The sequence below is a fragment of the Pseudomonas sp. Marseille-QA0892 genome (assembly GCF_054950135.1).
Genome location: NZ_CM143104.1, coordinates 1,994,799 through 2,011,871, shown reverse-complemented (window position 1 = coordinate 2,011,871; position 17,073 = coordinate 1,994,799). Strand labels below are relative to the sequence as shown.

Annotated in this window: 18 protein-coding genes; 13 read left to right on the top strand and 5 right to left on the bottom strand. The window is 60.7% G+C overall.

Going from position 1 to position 17,073, the window contains the following annotated elements:
* Positions 1–3: 3 nt before the first annotated feature.
* Together ACY8D3_RS09310 and ACY8D3_RS09305 are read right to left on the bottom strand one after the other, a co-directional pair.
* Positions 4–1,188 carry an isovaleryl-CoA dehydrogenase gene (locus tag ACY8D3_RS09310; protein ID WP_462383610.1) on the bottom strand — a complete coding sequence of 395 codons (1,185 nt, stop codon included), beginning with the start codon at positions 1,186–1,188 and terminating at the stop codon, positions 4–6.
* Between the two features lie 48 nt (positions 1,189–1,236).
* A complete protein-coding gene (locus tag ACY8D3_RS09305) occupies positions 1,237–1,623 on the bottom strand; it encodes a MerR family transcriptional regulator (protein WP_462383608.1) in 387 nt (128 codons plus the stop codon).
* Positions 1,624–1,752: 129 nt separating this feature from the next.
* Between ACY8D3_RS09305 and ACY8D3_RS09300 the strand changes: the two genes are divergently transcribed.
* The gene (locus ACY8D3_RS09300) at positions 1,753–3,444 is read left to right on the top strand and encodes an AMP-binding protein (protein ID WP_462383606.1); all 1,692 of its coding nucleotides are present in this window, start codon (positions 1,753–1,755) and stop codon (positions 3,442–3,444) included.
* A 663-nt stretch (positions 3,445–4,107) separates the two neighbouring features.
* On the opposite strand, the gene ACY8D3_RS09295 is transcribed toward ACY8D3_RS09300, so the two are convergent.
* Both ACY8D3_RS09295 and ACY8D3_RS09290 read right to left on the bottom strand, forming a co-directional pair.
* Positions 4,108–5,334 carry a sugar MFS transporter gene (locus ACY8D3_RS09295; RefSeq protein ID WP_462383604.1) on the bottom strand — a complete coding sequence of 409 codons (1,227 nt, stop codon included), beginning with the start codon at positions 5,332–5,334 and terminating at the stop codon, positions 4,108–4,110.
* A gap of 101 nt (positions 5,335–5,435) precedes the next feature.
* Positions 5,436–5,714, bottom strand: coding sequence for a peptidylprolyl isomerase (locus tag ACY8D3_RS09290; RefSeq protein ID WP_462383602.1), 279 nt, complete (start codon positions 5,712–5,714; stop codon positions 5,436–5,438).
* 247 nt (positions 5,715–5,961) lie between these two features.
* On the opposite strand from ACY8D3_RS09290, the gene ACY8D3_RS09285 reads away from it, so the two are divergent.
* From ACY8D3_RS09285 to ACY8D3_RS09245, 9 genes are all read left to right on the top strand, one after another.
* Complete coding sequence (locus ACY8D3_RS09285; RefSeq protein WP_462383600.1) at positions 5,962–7,140, top strand: PilT/PilU family type 4a pilus ATPase; 1,179 nt, start codon at positions 5,962–5,964, stop codon at positions 7,138–7,140.
* 242 nt (positions 7,141–7,382) lie between these two features.
* Positions 7,383–8,261, top strand: a complete 879-nt coding sequence (locus ACY8D3_RS09280) for a bestrophin family protein (protein WP_462384318.1) — start codon at positions 7,383–7,385, stop codon at positions 8,259–8,261.
* 191 nt (positions 8,262–8,452) lie between these two features.
* Positions 8,453–8,611, top strand: a complete 159-nt coding sequence (locus ACY8D3_RS09275; RefSeq protein WP_462383598.1) for a hypothetical protein — start codon at positions 8,453–8,455, stop codon at positions 8,609–8,611.
* Between the two features lie 138 nt (positions 8,612–8,749).
* Positions 8,750–9,676 (top strand): SctD/MshK family protein, encoded by a 927-nt coding sequence (locus ACY8D3_RS09270; RefSeq protein WP_462383596.1) that lies wholly within the window; start codon positions 8,750–8,752, stop codon positions 9,674–9,676.
* Positions 9,677–9,704: 28 nt separating this feature from the next.
* On the top strand, positions 9,705–10,082 hold the full coding sequence (locus ACY8D3_RS09265) for a hypothetical protein (RefSeq protein WP_462383594.1): 378 nt from the start codon (positions 9,705–9,707) through the stop codon (positions 10,080–10,082).
* Complete coding sequence (locus tag ACY8D3_RS09260; RefSeq protein WP_462383592.1) at positions 10,079–10,411, top strand: type III secretion protein; 333 nt, start codon at positions 10,079–10,081, stop codon at positions 10,409–10,411. Before ACY8D3_RS09265 ends, ACY8D3_RS09260 begins: the two co-directional genes overlap by 4 nt.
* A 26-nt stretch (positions 10,412–10,437) precedes the next feature.
* Positions 10,438–12,537 carry a type III secretion system export apparatus subunit SctV gene (gene sctV / locus ACY8D3_RS09255; RefSeq protein ID WP_462384316.1) on the top strand — a complete coding sequence of 700 codons (2,100 nt, stop codon included), beginning with the start codon at positions 10,438–10,440 and terminating at the stop codon, positions 12,535–12,537.
* A 46-nt stretch (positions 12,538–12,583) separates the two neighbouring features.
* Complete coding sequence (locus tag ACY8D3_RS09250) at positions 12,584–13,858, top strand: type II and III secretion system protein family protein (RefSeq protein ID WP_462384314.1); 1,275 nt, start codon at positions 12,584–12,586, stop codon at positions 13,856–13,858.
* Positions 13,848–14,237 carry a hypothetical protein gene (locus ACY8D3_RS09245; RefSeq protein WP_462383591.1) on the top strand — a complete coding sequence of 130 codons (390 nt, stop codon included), beginning with the start codon at positions 13,848–13,850 and terminating at the stop codon, positions 14,235–14,237. Before ACY8D3_RS09250 ends, ACY8D3_RS09245 begins: the two co-directional genes overlap by 11 nt.
* A 453-nt stretch (positions 14,238–14,690) precedes the next feature.
* Here the strand turns inward: ACY8D3_RS09245 and ACY8D3_RS09240 are convergent, their stop codons facing one another.
* Entirely contained in the window at positions 14,691–15,770 is a 1,080-nt protein-coding gene (locus ACY8D3_RS09240; protein ID WP_462383589.1) for a tetratricopeptide repeat protein, read from the bottom strand.
* Between ACY8D3_RS09240 and ACY8D3_RS09235 the strand changes: the two genes are divergently transcribed.
* From ACY8D3_RS09235 to ACY8D3_RS09225, 3 genes are all read left to right on the top strand, one after another.
* Complete coding sequence (locus ACY8D3_RS09235; RefSeq protein ID WP_462383587.1) at positions 15,769–16,380, top strand: type III secretion protein; 612 nt, start codon at positions 15,769–15,771, stop codon at positions 16,378–16,380. The genes ACY8D3_RS09240 and ACY8D3_RS09235 overlap by 2 nt on opposite strands.
* Positions 16,381–16,425: 45 nt before the next feature.
* Complete coding sequence (locus tag ACY8D3_RS09230; RefSeq protein ID WP_462383585.1) at positions 16,426–16,644, top strand: hypothetical protein; 219 nt, start codon at positions 16,426–16,428, stop codon at positions 16,642–16,644.
* Between the two features lie 101 nt (positions 16,645–16,745).
* Positions 16,746–17,072 carry a hypothetical protein gene (locus ACY8D3_RS09225; RefSeq protein WP_462384312.1) on the top strand — a complete coding sequence of 109 codons (327 nt, stop codon included), beginning with the start codon at positions 16,746–16,748 and terminating at the stop codon, positions 17,070–17,072.
* Position 17,073 lies beyond the last annotated feature (1 nt).

Genomic DNA, 17,073 nt, shown 5'->3' with positions numbered 1-17,073 from the left:
GCGTCAGGCCGTTTCGGCGAACAACTCGCGCCCAATCAGCATCCGGCGGATCTCGCTCGTGCCGGCACCGATCTCGTACAACTTGGCGTCGCGCCATAGCCGCCCGGTCGGGAATTCATTGATGTAACCGTTACCGCCGAGGATCTGGATGGCCTCGCCCGCGAGCCAGGTCGCCTTCTCGGCGGTGTAAAGAATGACCCCAGCGCAATCCTTGCGGACTTCGCGAACGTGACCGCTGCCCATTCCGTCCAGATGCTTGCCGACGGCATAGAGGTACGCTCGGCAGGCCTGAAGCGTGGTGTACATGTCAGCGATCTTGCCCTGGATGAGCTGAAATTCGCCGATGCTCTGGCCGAATTGCTTGCGGTCATGAATGTAGGGGACCACGACGTCCATCGCCGCCTGCATCAGGCCTAGCGGGCCGCCACTGAGTACGGCACGTTCGTAGTCGAGTCCGCTCATCAGTACGCGCGCGCCTTCGCCCACCTCGCCAAGGACGTTCTCTTCGGGAATCTCGACATTCTGGAAGACGAGTTCGCCAGTATGGGAGCCCCGCATGCCAAGCTTGTCGAGCTTCTGGGCGACGGAGAAACCGGGTGTGCCTTTTTCCATGATGAACGCCGTCATGCCCTTGGCGCCTGCGGTCGGGTCGGTCTTCGCATAGACCACCAGGACGTCGCAATCGGGCCCGTTGGTGATCCACATCTTCGTCCCATTGAGGACGAAACGGTCGCCTTTTCGATCGGCGCGAAGCTTCATGCTTACCACGTCAGAACCGGCATTGGGCTCGCTCATGGCGAGCGCTCCGATGTGCTCGCCACTCACCAGTTTGGGCAGGAAGCGATCTTTCTGATCGTCCGTCCCATTACGATGGATCTGGTTCACGCAAAGGTTGGAGTGTGCGCCGTAGGACAGGCCGATGCCGCCCGACGCCCGGGAAATCTCCTCCATCGCGATCATGTGCGCCAGGTAGCCCATCCCGGAACCGCCATAGCGCTCATCGACGGTCAGACCAAGGAGCCCCATATCGCCGAACTTGCGCCATAGACCCATCGGGAACTGGTCGGTACGGTCAGCCTCTGCGGCTCGCGGCGCAATTTCCTTCGCGGCGAAGCCGGCGACCGAATCACGCAGCATCTCGATATCTTCACCGAGGAAGAAATTCAGACCGGGCAAATGGGTGGTCATGTTACGGCGCTCCATTCTTGTAGTTGTCGGAAGGCGTGCGAAACGGGTTCAGTGAGTAATTACAATCTGCTCCATCGCGGCCCGGCATCGCTCTTCGGCGGTGTCGAGCTCTAGCTGCATCTGCTGGATATCGAGCATTTGCTGCTCAAGTTGTTCACGACGTTCTGCAATCTTTTCCAGAAAGCGATCGAGCTGCTTGCGGTTGCCGCCGGCGGGGTCATACATGTCAATGAGCTCGCGGCACTCGGCCAGGGAAAACCCAATGCGTTTGCCCCGCAGGATCAGCTTCAGCGCGACCAGGTCCCGCGGTGCGTAGATGCGCTCCTGACCCCGGCGCTCTGGAAACAGCATGCCTTGCTCTTCATAGAAACGAATTGCCCGCGGCGTGACATCGAGCGCCTTGGCCAATTCTGAAATGCTATACGTCTTTGACATCTTGCCTGTTCACTGGCTTACCTTTACGTTAACGTAAACCTGCTTTCGAGGCGTGTCAACGCACCGGATTCGGTGCCATCGCCTCGTGTATTCCTTCGATAACAAGCACAAGAGCCCAGAGGAATCCGCATGCCACAACCCAGTTACAGCATTGGCCGCCAGGACAAGCCCTTGCTCGCCAAGACGATTGGCCAAGCGTTCGATCACACCTGTGAAACCTTCCCTGACCGCGACGCACTTGTGGTGATCCACCAGAACCTTCGCTATTCGTGGCGGCAGCTACAGGCTGAGGTGGACTGTTATGCGCGCGCCCTGCTGGCGCTGGGCGTGGAGCAGGGGGATCGAGTCGGCATATGGGCGCCGAATTGCGCCCAGTGGTGCATCGCCCAATTCGCGACCGCCAAACTCGGTGCAATTCTCGTCAACATCAACCCGGCGTATCGAACCGCTGAGCTGGCCTATGTGCTGGAGCGCTCCGGTTGCCGGTGGCTGATCTGTGCGGACCGCTTCAAAACCTCGGACTACCACGCCATGTTGCTGGAGTTGGTGCCGGAACTTGGCGCTCACTCGGCGGGGCAATGGCAGTCAGAACGCCTGCCAATGCTGGAGGCCGTGATATCGCTCGCTGGCGAGGTGCCGCCGGGCTTTATGACGTGGAGTGGCCTACCGAAGCGTGGGGAGTCCATTTCGCCGGAAGTGCTGCTAGCGCGTAGTGAGGCGCTGCAGTTCGACGACCCTATCAATATCCAGTACACCTCCGGGACCACCGGTTTCCCCAAAGGCGCCACGCTCAGCCACTACAACATCCTGAACAACGGCTACATGGTCGGTGAGAGTCTCCGGCTGACCGAAGCGGATCGCATGGTCATACCCGTACCGCTCTATCACTGCTTTGGCATGGTCATGGGGAATCTGGGCTGTGTTACGCATGGCTCCACGATGATCTACCCAAGTGGAGCCTTCGAGCCACTGGCGACTCTGAAGGCTGTTGCCGCTGAGAAGGCTACCGTGTTGTACGGCGTGCCGACCATGTTCATCGCGGAACTGGCGTTGCCCGAGCGCGCTGAACTGGACCTATCGAGCCTACGTACCGGCATCATGGCCGGCAGTATCTGCCCAATCGAAGTGATGCGACAGGTAATTGATCAGATGCACATGGCCGAGGTACAGATCGCCTACGGCATGACCGAAACGAGCCCGGTTTCACTACAGACAGGTCCCGAAGACCCTCTGGAGCTCCGGGTGGCAACCGTGGGGCGCACCCAACCTCACCTGGAACACAAGATCATCGACGAGACGGGCCGCATCGTGCCGCGAGGCACGATCGGCGAATTGTGTACCCGCGGATACAGCGTAATGCTCGGCTACTGGAACGACGTCGAAGCCACCGCGCGTGACCTGGACGGCGCACGGTGGATGCATACCGGTGACCTCGCCGAAATGGACGAGGCTGGTTACGTGCGCATCGTGGGTCGCAGCAAGGACATGATCATCCGGGGAGGGGAGAACATCTATCCGAGAGAGATCGAGGAGTTTCTCTATCGCCATCCTGCAGTCGCCGATGCTCAGGTCGTTGGCATCCCGTGCGATCGGTATGGTGAGGAGCTCGTGGCCTGGATCAAGCTGCGTCCGGAACAGCCCACCGACGTGGAAACGCTGCGCGGGTTCTGCAAGGAACAGATCGCGCATTTCAAGGTGCCGAGGCATTTTCACTTCGTGGACGAATTTCCCATGACCGTTACGGGCAAGGTGCAGAAATTCAAAATGCGGGAGGTCAGCATTGCGCTTTATTGCGGGGCTAGAGAGGAGCGTGCAAGTTAAAGTGAATTGTCATACAACTTTAAGAAACATGCGTAACTATCTGAAATTCAAGATGTATCATTAGTTAAAGTAGTTTCGAGGTTTGATAGCTGATCAGGGTGTCCAAGTTGGTTGAATAGCCAACAGTCAGCTGCGCGGTAAACGGTGGAAGCCCTTCGAGATTCCACCCTATGGCCTCTGGATGGCGTCGAATCTTTGTAGGGTGGGTTAGCAACGCGTAACCCACCGGAGCGATCGGCGCATCAGCGGGAAGCTTCCGGAGAGTTCAATGCCCGTGAGCGAATGGCGTCGAATCTGGCGTCAGAGCCAGGGCAGGCAATGTTCGAGGTAAACGGTGGAAGCCCTTTGGGATTCCACCCTACGGCCTCTGGATGGCTCAGAATCTTTGTAGGGTGGGTTAGCAATGCGTAACCCACCGAAGCGATCGGCGCCGCGGCGGGAAGCTTTCAGAGAATTGAAGATTCTTGGGCGAATGGCGCCCCCATCCTGGCTTTGTATCAAGCGCGGGCTGTGTCCGAGGTGAACGGTGGACGCCCTTTGGGATTCCACCCTGCGGCCTGAGGAGACATGTTGAATGGCGGCTCGGTCGGTGCCGCAGGCTGCTCCGGCGGCCGTGCTCAACTGAAGATGCACGCGTGCAGATGCCGCGTGCATCTTCTCAGGTCACCGACCGGCGTCGGGCAATCCGACCGCATGGCCTTTCAGGCCGTAGAAGCAGATGTAGAAGTAGCACGCGACAGGAACGAAGAAGGAGACCAGCAGGCCAAGGTTGTCTGCAAACAGACCTTGGATCGGCGGAATGAGCGCGCCACCGACGATGCCCATGCACAGCAGGCCTGACCCTTTCGCGGTGAAATGCCCCAGATCCTTCAGACCCAGCGAAAAGATCGTGGGGAACATGATCGAGTTGAAGAAGCCAACCAGCAGGAGCATCCACATGGCGGTCAGCCCGCCGATCATGATCGCTGCCGAAATCAACAACACGTTCACGATGGCATTGAATGCCAACGCTATGTTCGGCCGAATCCAGCGCATCACGACCCCGCCAATGAAGCGCCCGATCATCGCACCGCCCCAATAAAGCGCGAGGTACTTGCCGGCTGTCTGGCTGTTCAGCCCGCCAATCTCCGGCATTTCCATGAGGCTGACGAGATAGCTGCCGATCGATACTTCCGCGCCCACATACATAAAGAGCGCGACAACGCCGAGCACGAGGTGCTTGTATTCCCAGATCGATGAATGCTGAACCCGTGTGGATGCGCTTTCTTCGCCGCCCTCGGCGTCCTTGATGATCGGCAGCTTGAACAGGCCGATGATGACCGCAAGCAATACGAGCAACCCGGCAAGGATCAAATAGGGCGTTTGCACCGAGTGCGCCGTCTCGTCGGTCCCTACCAGCGCAAGGATTGTCACTGCACCCACCAGCGGGCCCACCGTCGTGCCCAGGGAGTTGAACGCCTGGGTGAGGTTGAGCCGACTGGCAGCGGTTTCGGGCTTGCCGAGGATGGTGACGTACGGGTTCGCCGCCACCTGTAGCAGTGTGATGCCCGAGGCAAGGACAAACAGCGCGGTCAGGAAGAAGCCATAGGAATGCGCGCCCGCCGCGGGATAGAACAGGAGGCAACCAACGGCCGCGGTCCCCAGGCCAACGATGATGCCTGCCTTGTAACCGACACGCTCCACGAGGCGGCCTGCCGGGAAGGAAACGATGAAGTAGGCCGTGAAGAAGCAGAACTGAATCAGCGATGCCTGGAAGTAGGTAAGGGTGAAGACGCCCTTGAGGTGAGGAATAAGGATGTCGTTGAGGGAGGTGATCAGACCCCACATGAAGAATAGAAGGGTCAGGACCATCAACGGGCCCCGGTAATTGTTGACAGAATTGCCAGGCATAAAGACTCCAATGCGGCTGCGCTCCATGCGCATTGGTGACTATGAACAACGCTTGGCTCAAGGGTTCCGAGCGAAGCGCCAACCGCCTCGCAGTAGAGCGATTATTCCCGGTAGAACACCTGAACCAGGTGATAGCCGAAGTTGCTCTTGATGGGCCCGTGCACAGTGCGCAGCGGTTTCTTGAAGATGACCTGGTCGACTGATTTGACCAACTGCCCCGGGCGTATCTCGCCCAGGTCGCCGCCGCGCTTGGCGGAGGCGCAGGTGGAATGCTTGCGGGCCAGGACGTCAAAGGCCTCGCCGCCTGCGATACGTTGCTTGAGCCGTTCGGCTTCGTCCTGGGTCTTGACCAGGATGTGCCGGGCCATCGCTTTGGGCATGGAATTTCCTCGGGTTGAGAGTGCGCATTGTAACGCTGTCTGAATGGGCCGGGTGCACCCAGCCGGCTGGCCGAAAGTCGGGAAACCAGGCCGCTCGTATGCGATCGCTTGCTGGCAGCGGGATAGACGCCTAGCTTCATCGCATTGGCTCGAATGCGCGGGCAGCGTAGCGCCTCATCACAGCTATCCACTATCACGCTGCCACTGTAGCTGCCACCTACCTCGCTTTTGGATTACAGGCTGCCTGATGGATATTCACGAACTGCTCAAACTACTTGCCAGCCAGGACGGCTCCGACCTCTATCTGTCGACCGGCGCGCCACCGTGCGCCAAATTCAACGGTGTACTGCGTCCGGTAGGCACCGAAACACTCAAAGCCGGCGTCGTTGCTGCGATTGCCGACAGCATCATGGATGCTGAGCAGCGTGCCGAATTCGAGCGCGAACTGGAAATGAACCTCGCGCTCTCGATCCATGGGGTCGGCCGCTTCCGTGTCAACATTTTCAAGCAGCGCAACGAAGTGTCCATCGTGGCACGTAACATCAAGCTCGACATTCCGCGTTTCGAAGATCTGAAACTACCGCAGGTGCTGCTCCAAACGGTAATGGAGAAGCGCGGGCTGGTGCTGTTCGTTGGGGCGACCGGGTCCGGCAAATCGACGTCGCTTGCGGCGCTGATCGACTATCGAAACCGCAACAGCAGCGGCCACATCATCACCATCGAAGATCCGGTGGAATATGTCCACCGGCACAAGAAATCCATCATCAACCAGCGTGAAGTAGGCGTCGATACCCGCAGCTTCCACGCGGCGCTCAAGAACACGCTTCGCCAGGCGCCGGACGTCATCCTGATTGGCGAGATCCGTGATCGCGAAACCATGGAGCATGCACTGGCGTTTGCCGATACCGGGCACCTCGCCATTTCCACCCTGCATGCCAACAATGCAAACCAGGCGCTCGACCGCATTATCAACTTCTTTCCAGAGGACCGTCGGCCACAGTTACTCAACGACCTTGGTAACAACCTTCGTGCCTTCGTCTCGCAACGTCTCGTCAAGACAGTGGACGGGAAGCGCCGGGCCGCGGTCGAGGTGATGCTCGGTACGCCGACCATTCGTGACCTGATCCATCGTAATACGTTTGCCGAGCTCAAGGAGATCATGGAAAAGTCGCGCAACCTTGGCATGCAGACCTTCGATCAGGCGCTGATCGAACTGGTTGGGGAGGGCGCAATCAGCGAAGAGGAGGCCGTGAAGAACGCGGATTCCGCGAACAATGTCCGCCTCAAATTGAAGCTGAAACGCGAGGGCGGCACGTTGGCTGCCGAGTCGCAAGCTGCACCGGCGGATCAGGGGAGCGGCAGCTGGGGTAGCGGCCTGCGGCTGGAAAGCCTGGACGATGAGGGCAATCCCGAACGGCGCTCCTGATCTTCGTCTGGAACCGGCCCGGCGATTAGCCGGGTCAGGGAAAAGGCGTCTGCCCAGAACCTTTCTTGTGTCTTTACGTCTCAGCGTCTGTGCATGGCAGACGCGCCCTCAGCCTCGGTAGGTACCGTGCGGGTCGTACGCCGATTCTGCCGGGCTGGCGCCACGGACGTCTCCTCAACCTGGCCAACCAGTTGAAACGCTGCTCACGACGCGGCGTCGGGGGTCCCATTCTGAAGAAGAATATCCGCTCGTTGTTCGTGACCATCCGCTACACCGGCTGGTCACTGTTGTGGCTGCTCATCTGGGATATCTTCGTTACGGTCGACTTCATGCTGTTCCTTGAATTCAAGGTCAGCATTCCCACGATCCCCCTGACCTTGCTGGGCTCGGCACTCGTGGTGTTGACCAGCTTCCGCAACAGCAGCGCCTATGCGCGCTGGTGGGAGGCGCGAACCCTTTGGGGCCTCATGGTGAATAGCTCTCGAAGCTACGCGCGCCAGGTGTTGACACTCATCGACGACGAGGACGGCCTCAATCCCATCAAGGCCAGGCTCCTGCGTCGGCATGTGGCCTACCTCAATTGCCTGACCGCTTCGCTCAAGGGTGTGCCATGTGGAGAGGAGATTCGCGCCTTCATTCCGGGCCGAGAGTTCGACCAGCGCAGCAAGAGCAACAATTTTCCTAATGACATCCTGACGGGGTCCGCGGCCATGCTGGCCCGAGAATACAAGGAAGGCCGGCTGGACAGCATTCGGCTGGAGCGCCTTGAGGCCACGATGGTTGATATTTCAAACGCGCAGGGCGGTATGGAGCGCATCGCCAATACGCCGCTTCCTTATCCCTATGTGTATTTCCCGCGGCTCTTCGTCACACTGTTTTGTGTGATCGTGCCGATCGGCCTGGTGGAATCGCTGGAGTGGTGGACGCCGGTTGCCTCGACCGTGGTGGGGTTCATGCTGCTGGCCATCGAACGGATCGGTACTGACCTGCAGGCTCCTTTCCAGAAGAGCGAGCACCAGATCACCATGGACCAGCTTTGCGACACGATCGAGAAGAACCTGGACTCGATGCTCAGAGATGCGCAGGCAGATGCCAGCGGGGATTCACCCCGGTCTGCGTGACCGTTTGGTCAGGCGGGATCAAAAAATTGGCAAACGTCGTTTTTCAGCCATTAAATCGTCACGTAGCTCGTCCAATCTGACCCTGTCGCCCCAACAAGCCAAGACGGCAATAGGGGACGACAGTGTGCAGTGTCTGCATCCGAGTAGTAGCAGGTTGCGCATGTCCATCTATCCCACAAGGAGACATCGATATGAGTAACGTAGCCCCCTCCACCAGCAGCTCCGACGCAGCAATCGCCAAGATGGAGGCCGCTTTCGACGCTGCCATCGAGAAGTCGGCGAAGATCACCGAGATCACCACCGAGAAGAAGACTGAGCTCGACGCGACCAAGCAGCGTCCTCAGAACTGATTCGCGACGAGGCGGCGGCTGGCGCTCCGGCGACCGGCGGCCGCCTCTTCGTTCCATCCCGAATTTCCTTCTCGAAGCTCTGCAACGCACATACGGTTGTGCCGGGCTTCGTGACGTCTTTTTCAGGATCTCGAATCGATGATTGCCTTGCCCCGACTCCCTTCGGCGCCTGTGCCCCTGCCGCGGATGGTTATATGCGCAGGCGTCCACGCAGGTGCGTCCCTTGCGATCGATCAGCCGCACTGGCAGGTCGGTTCGGGTGACGATTGCGATGTCATCCTGTCCGACGCTGCCGTGGCACCACGGCATTTCGGCATTCGCGTGGGTAAACACCGCGCCGTGACCATCGAGGCCACTGGCGGCGCCGTCATGGTCAATGAAATCTACGTTCCGCAGGGCAGCGGATACGACGGCCGGCTCCCTGTACGCGTACAGGTTGGCGACGCGATCATCGCACTCGAGATCGATACACCCACTGGGTCACTTGCAGCGAAACGCGCGCGACTCGCAGGCTGGTTCAACCGCCATGCTGCGGTGGCCGGAGGCAGCGTCGTCGTACTGTGCCTCGTCCTGTACCCATTCTTCGGCATGAGCGAGGCGGATGCGTCTGCGCCCGCAACCGTGTCAGCCCAGCCACAGGAGCCGGTACGCGCAGCCATTGCGCCTCCAGCCCAATCGGAATCGCCCGACCAAGTCCTGCAAGCCAGGCTTCAAGGCGCCGGACTCGGCGACCTGAAAATGGACGCCCAGGGTAGCTACCTGCAGGTCAGCGGAGAGGTCGACGTTCGAGGGATGGAGCAGTGGCGTGGCATACAGCGCTGGTTCGACGAGGCGTACGGCAGGACTCACCTGCTTCACGGCGCGGTGAGGCTACGGGAAACGCTGCCGCCCCCTCGCGTTCGGTTCCAAGCGATCTGGACCGGAGAAAACCCTTATGTGATTGGTGACCGCGGTCAGCGCCTTTATCCCGGGGCTGCCGTTACGGGTGGTTGGGTACTGCAGCGCATTGAGCCTGAGCGGGTGATTCTTGCGCGCGACGGCCAGGAGTTCAGCCTGACGCTATGACACGCCAGATGATTTCAGGGAGTAGGGCGTGAGGATCGACTCCGCTACAGGCGCTCGGCGCTTTTCACCCGACGCGACTACGAAGGCTGATGCCGTCAGGCGTCTCATCCCCCCGGCAGAGGGCGCTGCACGTGAATCGTTCGACCGTGCCGTACGCGCGCGTCGCACCGTTGATGCACGTTCGCTGCTTCGCGAGATTCAGGACGCAACGCTGCCGCGTCTGGAGGATACGGCCATTCTGGGTACGGGCCGCTCAATCGAGATTCTCGAACACCTCATTCAGGATGCGCTGCCTTCACTCGGGCACGATCCCGAAACCGCTGGCGTGATCGAGCGACTGTTGAGCGAGGAACTGGCGCAGCAGTCAGAGCTGCTTGCCCTGCTCGAACCGGAAGCCACCGCATGACGCGTAACGACCGCGACGCGGCGCGCTGGCTTCAGGTCAAAGGCGACCTCTATACACGCGGCGGCCAACCGAGGCGAGGCCTCGCGCTGCTCCTTCTGGCCATGCAACTTGCACCTGCCGACGCAGGCATTCTGCGTACGCTTATCGGTAGCTTCCTCGCCAGCGGTGACGGTCGCCGGGCGCTGCTAGGGCTGGAGCGTCTTGCCCAGCTCGAGCCCCAGCAGCGTGACCATCTCCTGCTGCGGTGCCGGGCACTCTGGTTGCTCGAGGAGCGAGAAGAGGCGCGCGCCTGCTTCCGGACCTATCTACAAAGGAGATCGGAAACGTGAGCGTTGCCCTGTTGAATCGTGTGGCCATGGCCGCCTCGCGCAGCAGCGGGATGGTGGTCGCCATCTTCATGATGATGGCAGTGATCATGATGATCGTGCCATTGCCGACCGGCTTCATCGACGTATTGATAGGGGTGAACATTTCGTTCGCCGTGCTCGTGCTTTGCGTGGCGTTCTATCTCTCGCGCGCGGTGGATTTCTCGGCATTGCCGCCGGTGATCCTGCTCAGCACGCTTTTCCGGCTGGCGCTGTCCATCGCGACGACACGGCTCATTTTGCTCGATGGGGACGCCGGGCATATCGTCGAAGCGTTCGGTGAGTTCGTCATTGCCGGTGAGGTCGTCATCGGCCTCGTGGTCTTTTTGATCATCACCGTTGCCCAATTCCTGGTCATAACCAAGGGCTCGGAGCGGGTCGCGGAGGTGGCTGCGCGCTTTACCCTCGATGCGATGCCCGGCAAGCAGATGAGCATCGACAACGACCTCCGAAATGGCGATATCGACCAACAGGAAGCCCGTCGTCGGCGTTCCCTGCTCGAGCGGGAAAGCCAGCTGTACGGCGCCATGGATGGTGCGATGAAGTTCGTGAAGGGGGACGCCATTGCAGGGCTTGTCATCCTGTGCGTGAACCTGTTCGGTGGGCTGCTGATCGGCATGCTCAAGCTGGGTATGCCGTTCGCCGATGCCGTGCAGACCTACTCAAGGCTCACCGTTGGTGACGGTCTTATCGCCCAGATCCCGGCGCTATTGATTGCTGTCGCAGCAGGTACCGTCGTCACCCGTGTCGCCTCGGATGACCGGCAGGACCTGGGGTCTGAGATTGTCTCGCAACTAGGTGCCAATCATCAGGCGCTCGCACTGACGGCAGCCGTACTCTGCATCGTTGCTTTTTTGCCGGGTTTCCCGACGGCAGTCTTTCTGGGCATCGGCGCGTTTCTCGCCCTGGTCGCCTTTACAGTGAGCCGGAAGCGGAAGGCTGAGGCGACGGTTCGGCCGCTGGACCCAGCATCCGTTCCGGCTGACCCGACGCCGGAGCCAGTGTCGGGCGAAATTGAAGCGGCAGGTGATCAGAATTGCCGCGTTACCCTCTGGATCAGTGAATCGTTGCACGCGTCCATACCGCTGCCCGACTTGCGCGATGCCGCCCAGCAGGCACGCGGCCGGGTCATGGATACGCTCGGCATCGAAATGCCGGCGGTTGGCGTGCGCGTGGACCCGGTCGCATCAGCAGAACGATTCGGCGTTGATATCGATGGCGTGCCTGTCTGTGAGGAGGCCGTGCCCAAGGGCCACCTTCGCGTGACGGACGATGCTGCCACGCTGCGGATTCTGGGGCTTGAGGTGCACGAAGGCGCGGCACTGGAAGGCCGCCTGCCCTCACTTTGGGTCGAGCACGCTCAGCGTGAGCGACTGAACGAGGCAGGTGTTGCTTTTCAGGAACCGGCAACTGCGATGGGCGACTATCTCGCTCACGTCCTTACCCGGTATGCCGCGGAGTTCACCGGGATTCAAGAGACGCGGCAGTTACTCGCACGGATGGAAAGCGAGTATCCGGAACTGGTGAAGGAAGCCCAGCGCACCACACCGCTGCAGAAAATCGCCGAAGTCTTCAAGCGGCTTCTCGACGAAGGGATTGCCTTGCGCAATATGCGCGCCTTGCTCGAAACACTGGTCGAGTGTGGCCCGCGTGAATTGGAAGTACATGTGTTGAGCGAGCATGCGCGTTCATCACTTAGCCGGCACATATGCCATCGCCACGCGGATGCCAATCGGATGATTTCGGCGTTCACGCTGTCGCGCCCGCTCGAAGAAGCGATTCGCCAGGCCCTGCGTCGTGCCGACCGTGCCATGGCACTGCCCGAAGGCTTGACCCGAAGCCTGGTGAGCCAGCTCCAGGCATGCTACGGCGAGGTCCAGGGTGGCCTTGAGCCGGTGGTGATGACGTCGCCAGACGTTCGCCGCTATGTCCGGCAATTGCTGGTCCGCCAGGATCTGGACGTGCCGGTCTTGACCTACCAGGACGTCTCTCGCGAATTCTCGGTGCAGCCACTGGCGGCCATCGAATTGCCGGCAGGCTATCGGCCCGCCGCGGACCGATCTCCCGCAGCGCTCGCTGCGGCCACCTGATTGCTATGGAGCTGATGTGACGATAAGGAAGATTCGCCATTTCGCCGTGCTGTGCCTATCCACCTGTATCACCTTTTCTGGCCTTGCCCGCGCACAGGAGGTCACGATCGATCCGTCCAGTGGCCAGCAGGTTTCCCTGGCGCAGGGCGAAGGCAAGGTCATGCGCTTCGCTACGCCTGTTGAATCGTTACTCGTCGCGGACCCGGAAATTGCAGACATCCGGGTCATTTCGCGCGGGGTCGCCTACATCTATGGCAAGGCCAGTGGGACGACCAACCTTATCGCATTGGGTGAAGACCAACGTACACGCGGATCAATGCAGCTGCAGGTGTCGCCGTCTCTGAGCGGCCTGGATGCAGGGGGCGTTCGGTCCGGTCTCGCAGGTCGCAGCCCCCTCGCGACCGGAAAAGTCGACAGAGTGGAGCAAGCGGTCCAGCTCGAGTCCAGCTTGACCAGCCAATCCAGCCCAGAGGCTCCGCCGACGAATCTGGCCCGGTTCGCAGGCACGCCGCAGGTGAACATCCGGGTGCGATTCGCTGAGGTTTCGCGCTCCAAACTGCTTAGTTATGGCGTGAACTGGAATGCCCTGGTCAATGCCGGCAATTTTTCATTCGGCCTCATCACGGGCGGGCCGCTGTCTCGCGCAGCCGCTGCCGGCGGCACCAACGTGCTGGCCGGCGGCTTCTCGACCAGCAACGCCAACGTCGACGTGCTGCTGGACGCGCTGCAAAGCAACGGCATTCTGGAGATCCTCGCTGAGCCGAACATCACTGCCATGAGCGGGCAGACGGCCAGCTTCCTCGCCGGTGGTGAAATCCCGGTACCCGTACCCGTCAACCGCGACCTGGTTGGCATCGAGTACAAACCCTACGGCGTTTCGCTGATGTTTACGCCCACACTGCTTCCTGACCGACGTATCGCGCTGCAGGTACGACCCGAAGTAAGCACGCTGGCAGCCAACAGCACAGTCGATATCGTCGGTATCAGCGTTCCGACCTTCCAGGTGCGTCGGGCCGATACCAGCGTCGAGGTCGGTAGCGGGCAGACCTTCGCCATCGCCGGCCTGTTTCAGCGCAACAACAGCCAAGACCTGGACAAGCTGCCGCTGCTCGGGGATATGCCCGTACTCGGCAACCTGTTCCGCTCCAAACGATTCCAACAGAACGAGACCGAGCTGGTGATCCTGATCACGCCGTACCTCGTTCAGCCGCGTGCAGAGCATGACCTCGCCACGCCGCTGGACGGCAGCGAAACCAACCCGGCCTGGCAGATGGCGGGACGGGGTCTAACGCGATCGGAGTTCGGATTCAATGTGGATTGAGCGCAAGGGTTGGGGTTTAGGGGTTTGTGCACTGCTGTCACTGGCAGGCTGCCAGACCGAGCTGACCCAAACACGCTATTCAGCGGATTACCAGGCGAACCTGCCTGCCCACGGGACGCCATTTCCCGATGCGTGCGTTGCATTAGCCGGTGAGGGGAGCACGCGTCAATTGCCCCCAGGGTGCGCCAACGCGCTCAACCTCATGCGGATGGTTGAGCGCCCGGCAGAGCTGAGAAAAGGCTCGGACGGCGGCAGTGCGCTGGCAGCGCCCGTAGGACGTGCTGTCCAGCGCTACCTGCTGCCAGACGAGGCCGCCCGCCAACAGCGCCAGGCTGACATGACGGCCGAAGCCGAAACGGCAACGGGTGGGGTTCGTTAGAGCAGATCGCAACCCGTCGGCAGGCCCGCGTCCAATCGCGTTGCTTATCCTCTATGTGCGCGTGGAAAAGCGATGCCGGCTTTGGACCCACGGACCGATTCTCTGTCGACGCGGGTTGCTGGCAATCAGATCGCCGAGCAGGTGATATCTCAACGGTCCGGTAATACGAGCGAACATCGTGATAGTGGCGCGTACGCGGTAAACGGTGGATTACGCCGTTGGCTAATCCACCCTACGGGCCTGATTCCTGTTGACGCTGGCTTGCTGGTCACCAAATCGCCGAGCAGGCGATATCCCAAGGGGCCGGTGGTAAAAGGGAACATCGCTATAGTGCACTGACGCATGGAACGGTGGATTACGCCGTTAGCTAATCCACCCTACGGCCCTCAGCGCGATGTCACCCAATCGACTGCACCTTAGGGCGGAAACCGGCGAAGACTTTTCAACGTGACGCTAACGGGTCGACAACACTCCAACCGCCTGTGCTTTCTGAGCGGGATCTGTAAGCGAGCCGATGCGTGATGCTTCGCGCAGCAGCCGTTCTCGGTCGGCTTCGGTAAGGCCGCTGAGGGCTTGGCGAGCATGCGGCATGTCACCCGCAAGGAGATAAACCAGCATCAACTGCTTGGCATGATGCGCCTCGGCGAGCGGCGAGCTTGCAACCGTGTCCATCTCCTTCACCGCTTCGGCATGCCGGCCGGCCAGCGCGAGCGTGAGCGCATGGTTGCTGCGGATATCCAGGTTACCGGGCTCGTGACGGGCCGCCTGGGCATAGGAAATGAGCGCCGACTCGAAATCGCCAGCGAGTGCCTGGGCGGTGCCAAGCCGGTTGTAGACCTGTGCATTATCGATGGCGACTGCGGCTGCGCCCAGGGTTCGCGCGGCGCGGTCGTACTGCCCGAAACCCAATTCGGCCGTCCCCAGCCCGAGCAGGGCATTTGGATCGTTTTCGCGTTTGCGCAACGCGACTTTGAATGCTTCGGACGCACCCGCCGAATCCCCCGCGCGGAGCCGGGCATTACCCAGCGCGATCATGACATCCGGGGCCTGGTCGCTGGCGTCTGCAGCGCGCTCATAGAGAGCAGCGGCGGAGGCGGGGTCGCCACCTTGTTGCACTTGAGCCGCCAACGCCATCAGCCGTTGTTGATCACCGTCCAGCGAGGGGTGGGATGCGCATCCTGCGAGTGTGAAAGCGATCAGGCCAAGGCTCGAAAAAGTGCGATTCAGGCGCAGCAACGTCGTTCTCCCATAGGCTGATGAGCGCTCGATTGGGCCAGAGGAAGATGACAGGTATGTGACTGTAACCCCTGGAAGCGCACTGGCAGGTGTGCGCCATCCCGCCATTACGAGGCGTCGTTTTCCTGCAATCAACCTGTCATGCAGTGATTGGATACTGGCCTCATTCCAAAGCCGGGCAGCATCGTCGCCCGGCCAGCGTTTCGGCAGCAGGACGCCGCCGATGTCGTCGCTCGTACCAGGATGGACCTTGTTTCCAATGAGGCTGCTTTCATGCGGCTGAAGGGAAGGGATCATGCATTCGTACTGCCTCGACACCCTCGCTCGTGCCTGCCGGCTAACGCCCGCTATCGCTGCGCTTATGCTGAGTCTTTCCGGCATTGCCACTGCTGCGGACGATTGGCGCGACCAGCCCTACGCGTACCGCGTCATCGATCAGGACGTACGCGGCGTACTGACCGAGTTGGGCCGCAACCTCGGTATTCCAGTTGTCCTCTCCAGGTCCGTCGAAGGCAAGGTCCGCGGCAATACCCGCGCGGATACCGCCGGTGAGTTCCTGACCCGTGTCGCGACTGCGAACGGACTGGTCTGGTACCAAGACGGCGCCGTCCTGATGGTCGATAGTGCTTCTTCTGTTACGAATCGGCGCTACGACGTGCGCGGCGTGGACGCCGGTGCACTTCGTCACACACTCGATGGCCTTGCCCGGGAGGCCAGCCCGCTGGTATCGGCACGTCTCAATGGCGATGGCGCGCTTGAAGCCTCAGGTCCTGCCGGTTACCTCGAGCGTGTTCAACAGCGGATCGATGCGCTCAAGCCTTCTCGTCCGGTCACGCGCAACGCCGAATATGGCATCCGTGTGTTCCGCGGCGGTGCACAGACGGAGGTCGTCAGCGATAGAAGCTGACCCACCGACCCGTGCCATCCGGCACCCTCAAAAAAGGAGAGACCCATGTCCATCAACCCTGTCGATACCAGCTCGATCACCAACGCTTCGGGCGCGCCCATCAACGAGCAGAGCTTCAATGACGCGATTGAAAACGCTTCCACCGAGCTCTCGGATGCTGAGTTCGAAGAGCAGCTCATTACCGGTGCTATCACCGTTGGCGGCCAGATGATCATCATGCCGCGCGCTAACGACATCCTGAACGAAGCCATGTCGGACGAATAAGCCGACCGCCACCGTAGGAGCGCTCCATGACGCCAACCATCGAAGTCGCCACCCCTGCAGTACATGGGCAGGAGTTGGCGTCACAGAATCTGTTCGAACACATGGCGCAGCAAGCGCAGGGCCAGGCGCAGGGTGCCAGCCCGACGCAGCTGGGCGAGGGGCTGTTGAACAACCTCGATGGCTTCCTGGCGCGTGCCAAGAATTTCACCGAGCGCGCCAATGAGATGGGCAAGCCATCGCCACTGCTGGACTCGCCTGTCAACGCCAAGCCAGCCGGAGAGGCTCCGGCAAAGCTTCAGGACAACCAGATCGAGCAGGTTGTCGGCTCGCTTAGCCGCATGTTCGATCATGCGATCGAAACCCAGATGGTCGTGCGCGGCGCGACGCAGGTTTCCGGTGCGGCCAACACACTCCTGCGTGGTCAGTGAC

Excerpts from the sequence above, each read along its gene's own strand:
- ACY8D3_RS09310 (WP_462383610.1), bottom strand. The coding sequence starts at position 1,188 with ATGACCACCCATTTGCCCGGTCTGAATTTCTTCCTCGGTGAAGATATC.
- ACY8D3_RS09305 (WP_462383608.1), bottom strand. The coding sequence starts at position 1,623 with ATGTCAAAGACGTATAGCATTTCAGAATTGGCCAAGGCGCTCGATGTC.
- ACY8D3_RS09300 (WP_462383606.1), top strand. The coding sequence starts at position 1,753 with ATGCCACAACCCAGTTACAGCATTGGCCGCCAGGACAAGCCCTTGCTC.
- ACY8D3_RS09295 (WP_462383604.1), bottom strand. The coding sequence starts at position 5,334 with ATGCCTGGCAATTCTGTCAACAATTACCGGGGCCCGTTGATGGTCCTG.
- ACY8D3_RS09290 (WP_462383602.1), bottom strand. The coding sequence starts at position 5,714 with ATGCCCAAAGCGATGGCCCGGCACATCCTGGTCAAGACCCAGGACGAA.
- ACY8D3_RS09285 (WP_462383600.1), top strand. The coding sequence starts at position 5,962 with ATGGATATTCACGAACTGCTCAAACTACTTGCCAGCCAGGACGGCTCC.
- ACY8D3_RS09275 (WP_462383598.1), top strand. The coding sequence starts at position 8,453 with ATGAGTAACGTAGCCCCCTCCACCAGCAGCTCCGACGCAGCAATCGCC.
- ACY8D3_RS09270 (WP_462383596.1), top strand. The coding sequence starts at position 8,750 with ATGATTGCCTTGCCCCGACTCCCTTCGGCGCCTGTGCCCCTGCCGCGG.
- ACY8D3_RS09260 (WP_462383592.1), top strand. The coding sequence starts at position 10,079 with ATGACGCGTAACGACCGCGACGCGGCGCGCTGGCTTCAGGTCAAAGGC.
- sctV (WP_462384316.1), top strand. The coding sequence starts at position 10,438 with ATGGCCGCCTCGCGCAGCAGCGGGATGGTGGTCGCCATCTTCATGATG.
- ACY8D3_RS09245 (WP_462383591.1), top strand. The coding sequence starts at position 13,848 with ATGTGGATTGAGCGCAAGGGTTGGGGTTTAGGGGTTTGTGCACTGCTG.
- ACY8D3_RS09235 (WP_462383587.1), top strand. The coding sequence starts at position 15,769 with ATGCATTCGTACTGCCTCGACACCCTCGCTCGTGCCTGCCGGCTAACG.
- ACY8D3_RS09240 (WP_462383589.1), bottom strand. The coding sequence starts at position 15,770 with ATGATCCCTTCCCTTCAGCCGCATGAAAGCAGCCTCATTGGAAACAAG.
- ACY8D3_RS09230 (WP_462383585.1), top strand. The coding sequence starts at position 16,426 with ATGTCCATCAACCCTGTCGATACCAGCTCGATCACCAACGCTTCGGGC.
- ACY8D3_RS09225 (WP_462384312.1), top strand. The coding sequence starts at position 16,746 with ATGGCGCAGCAAGCGCAGGGCCAGGCGCAGGGTGCCAGCCCGACGCAG.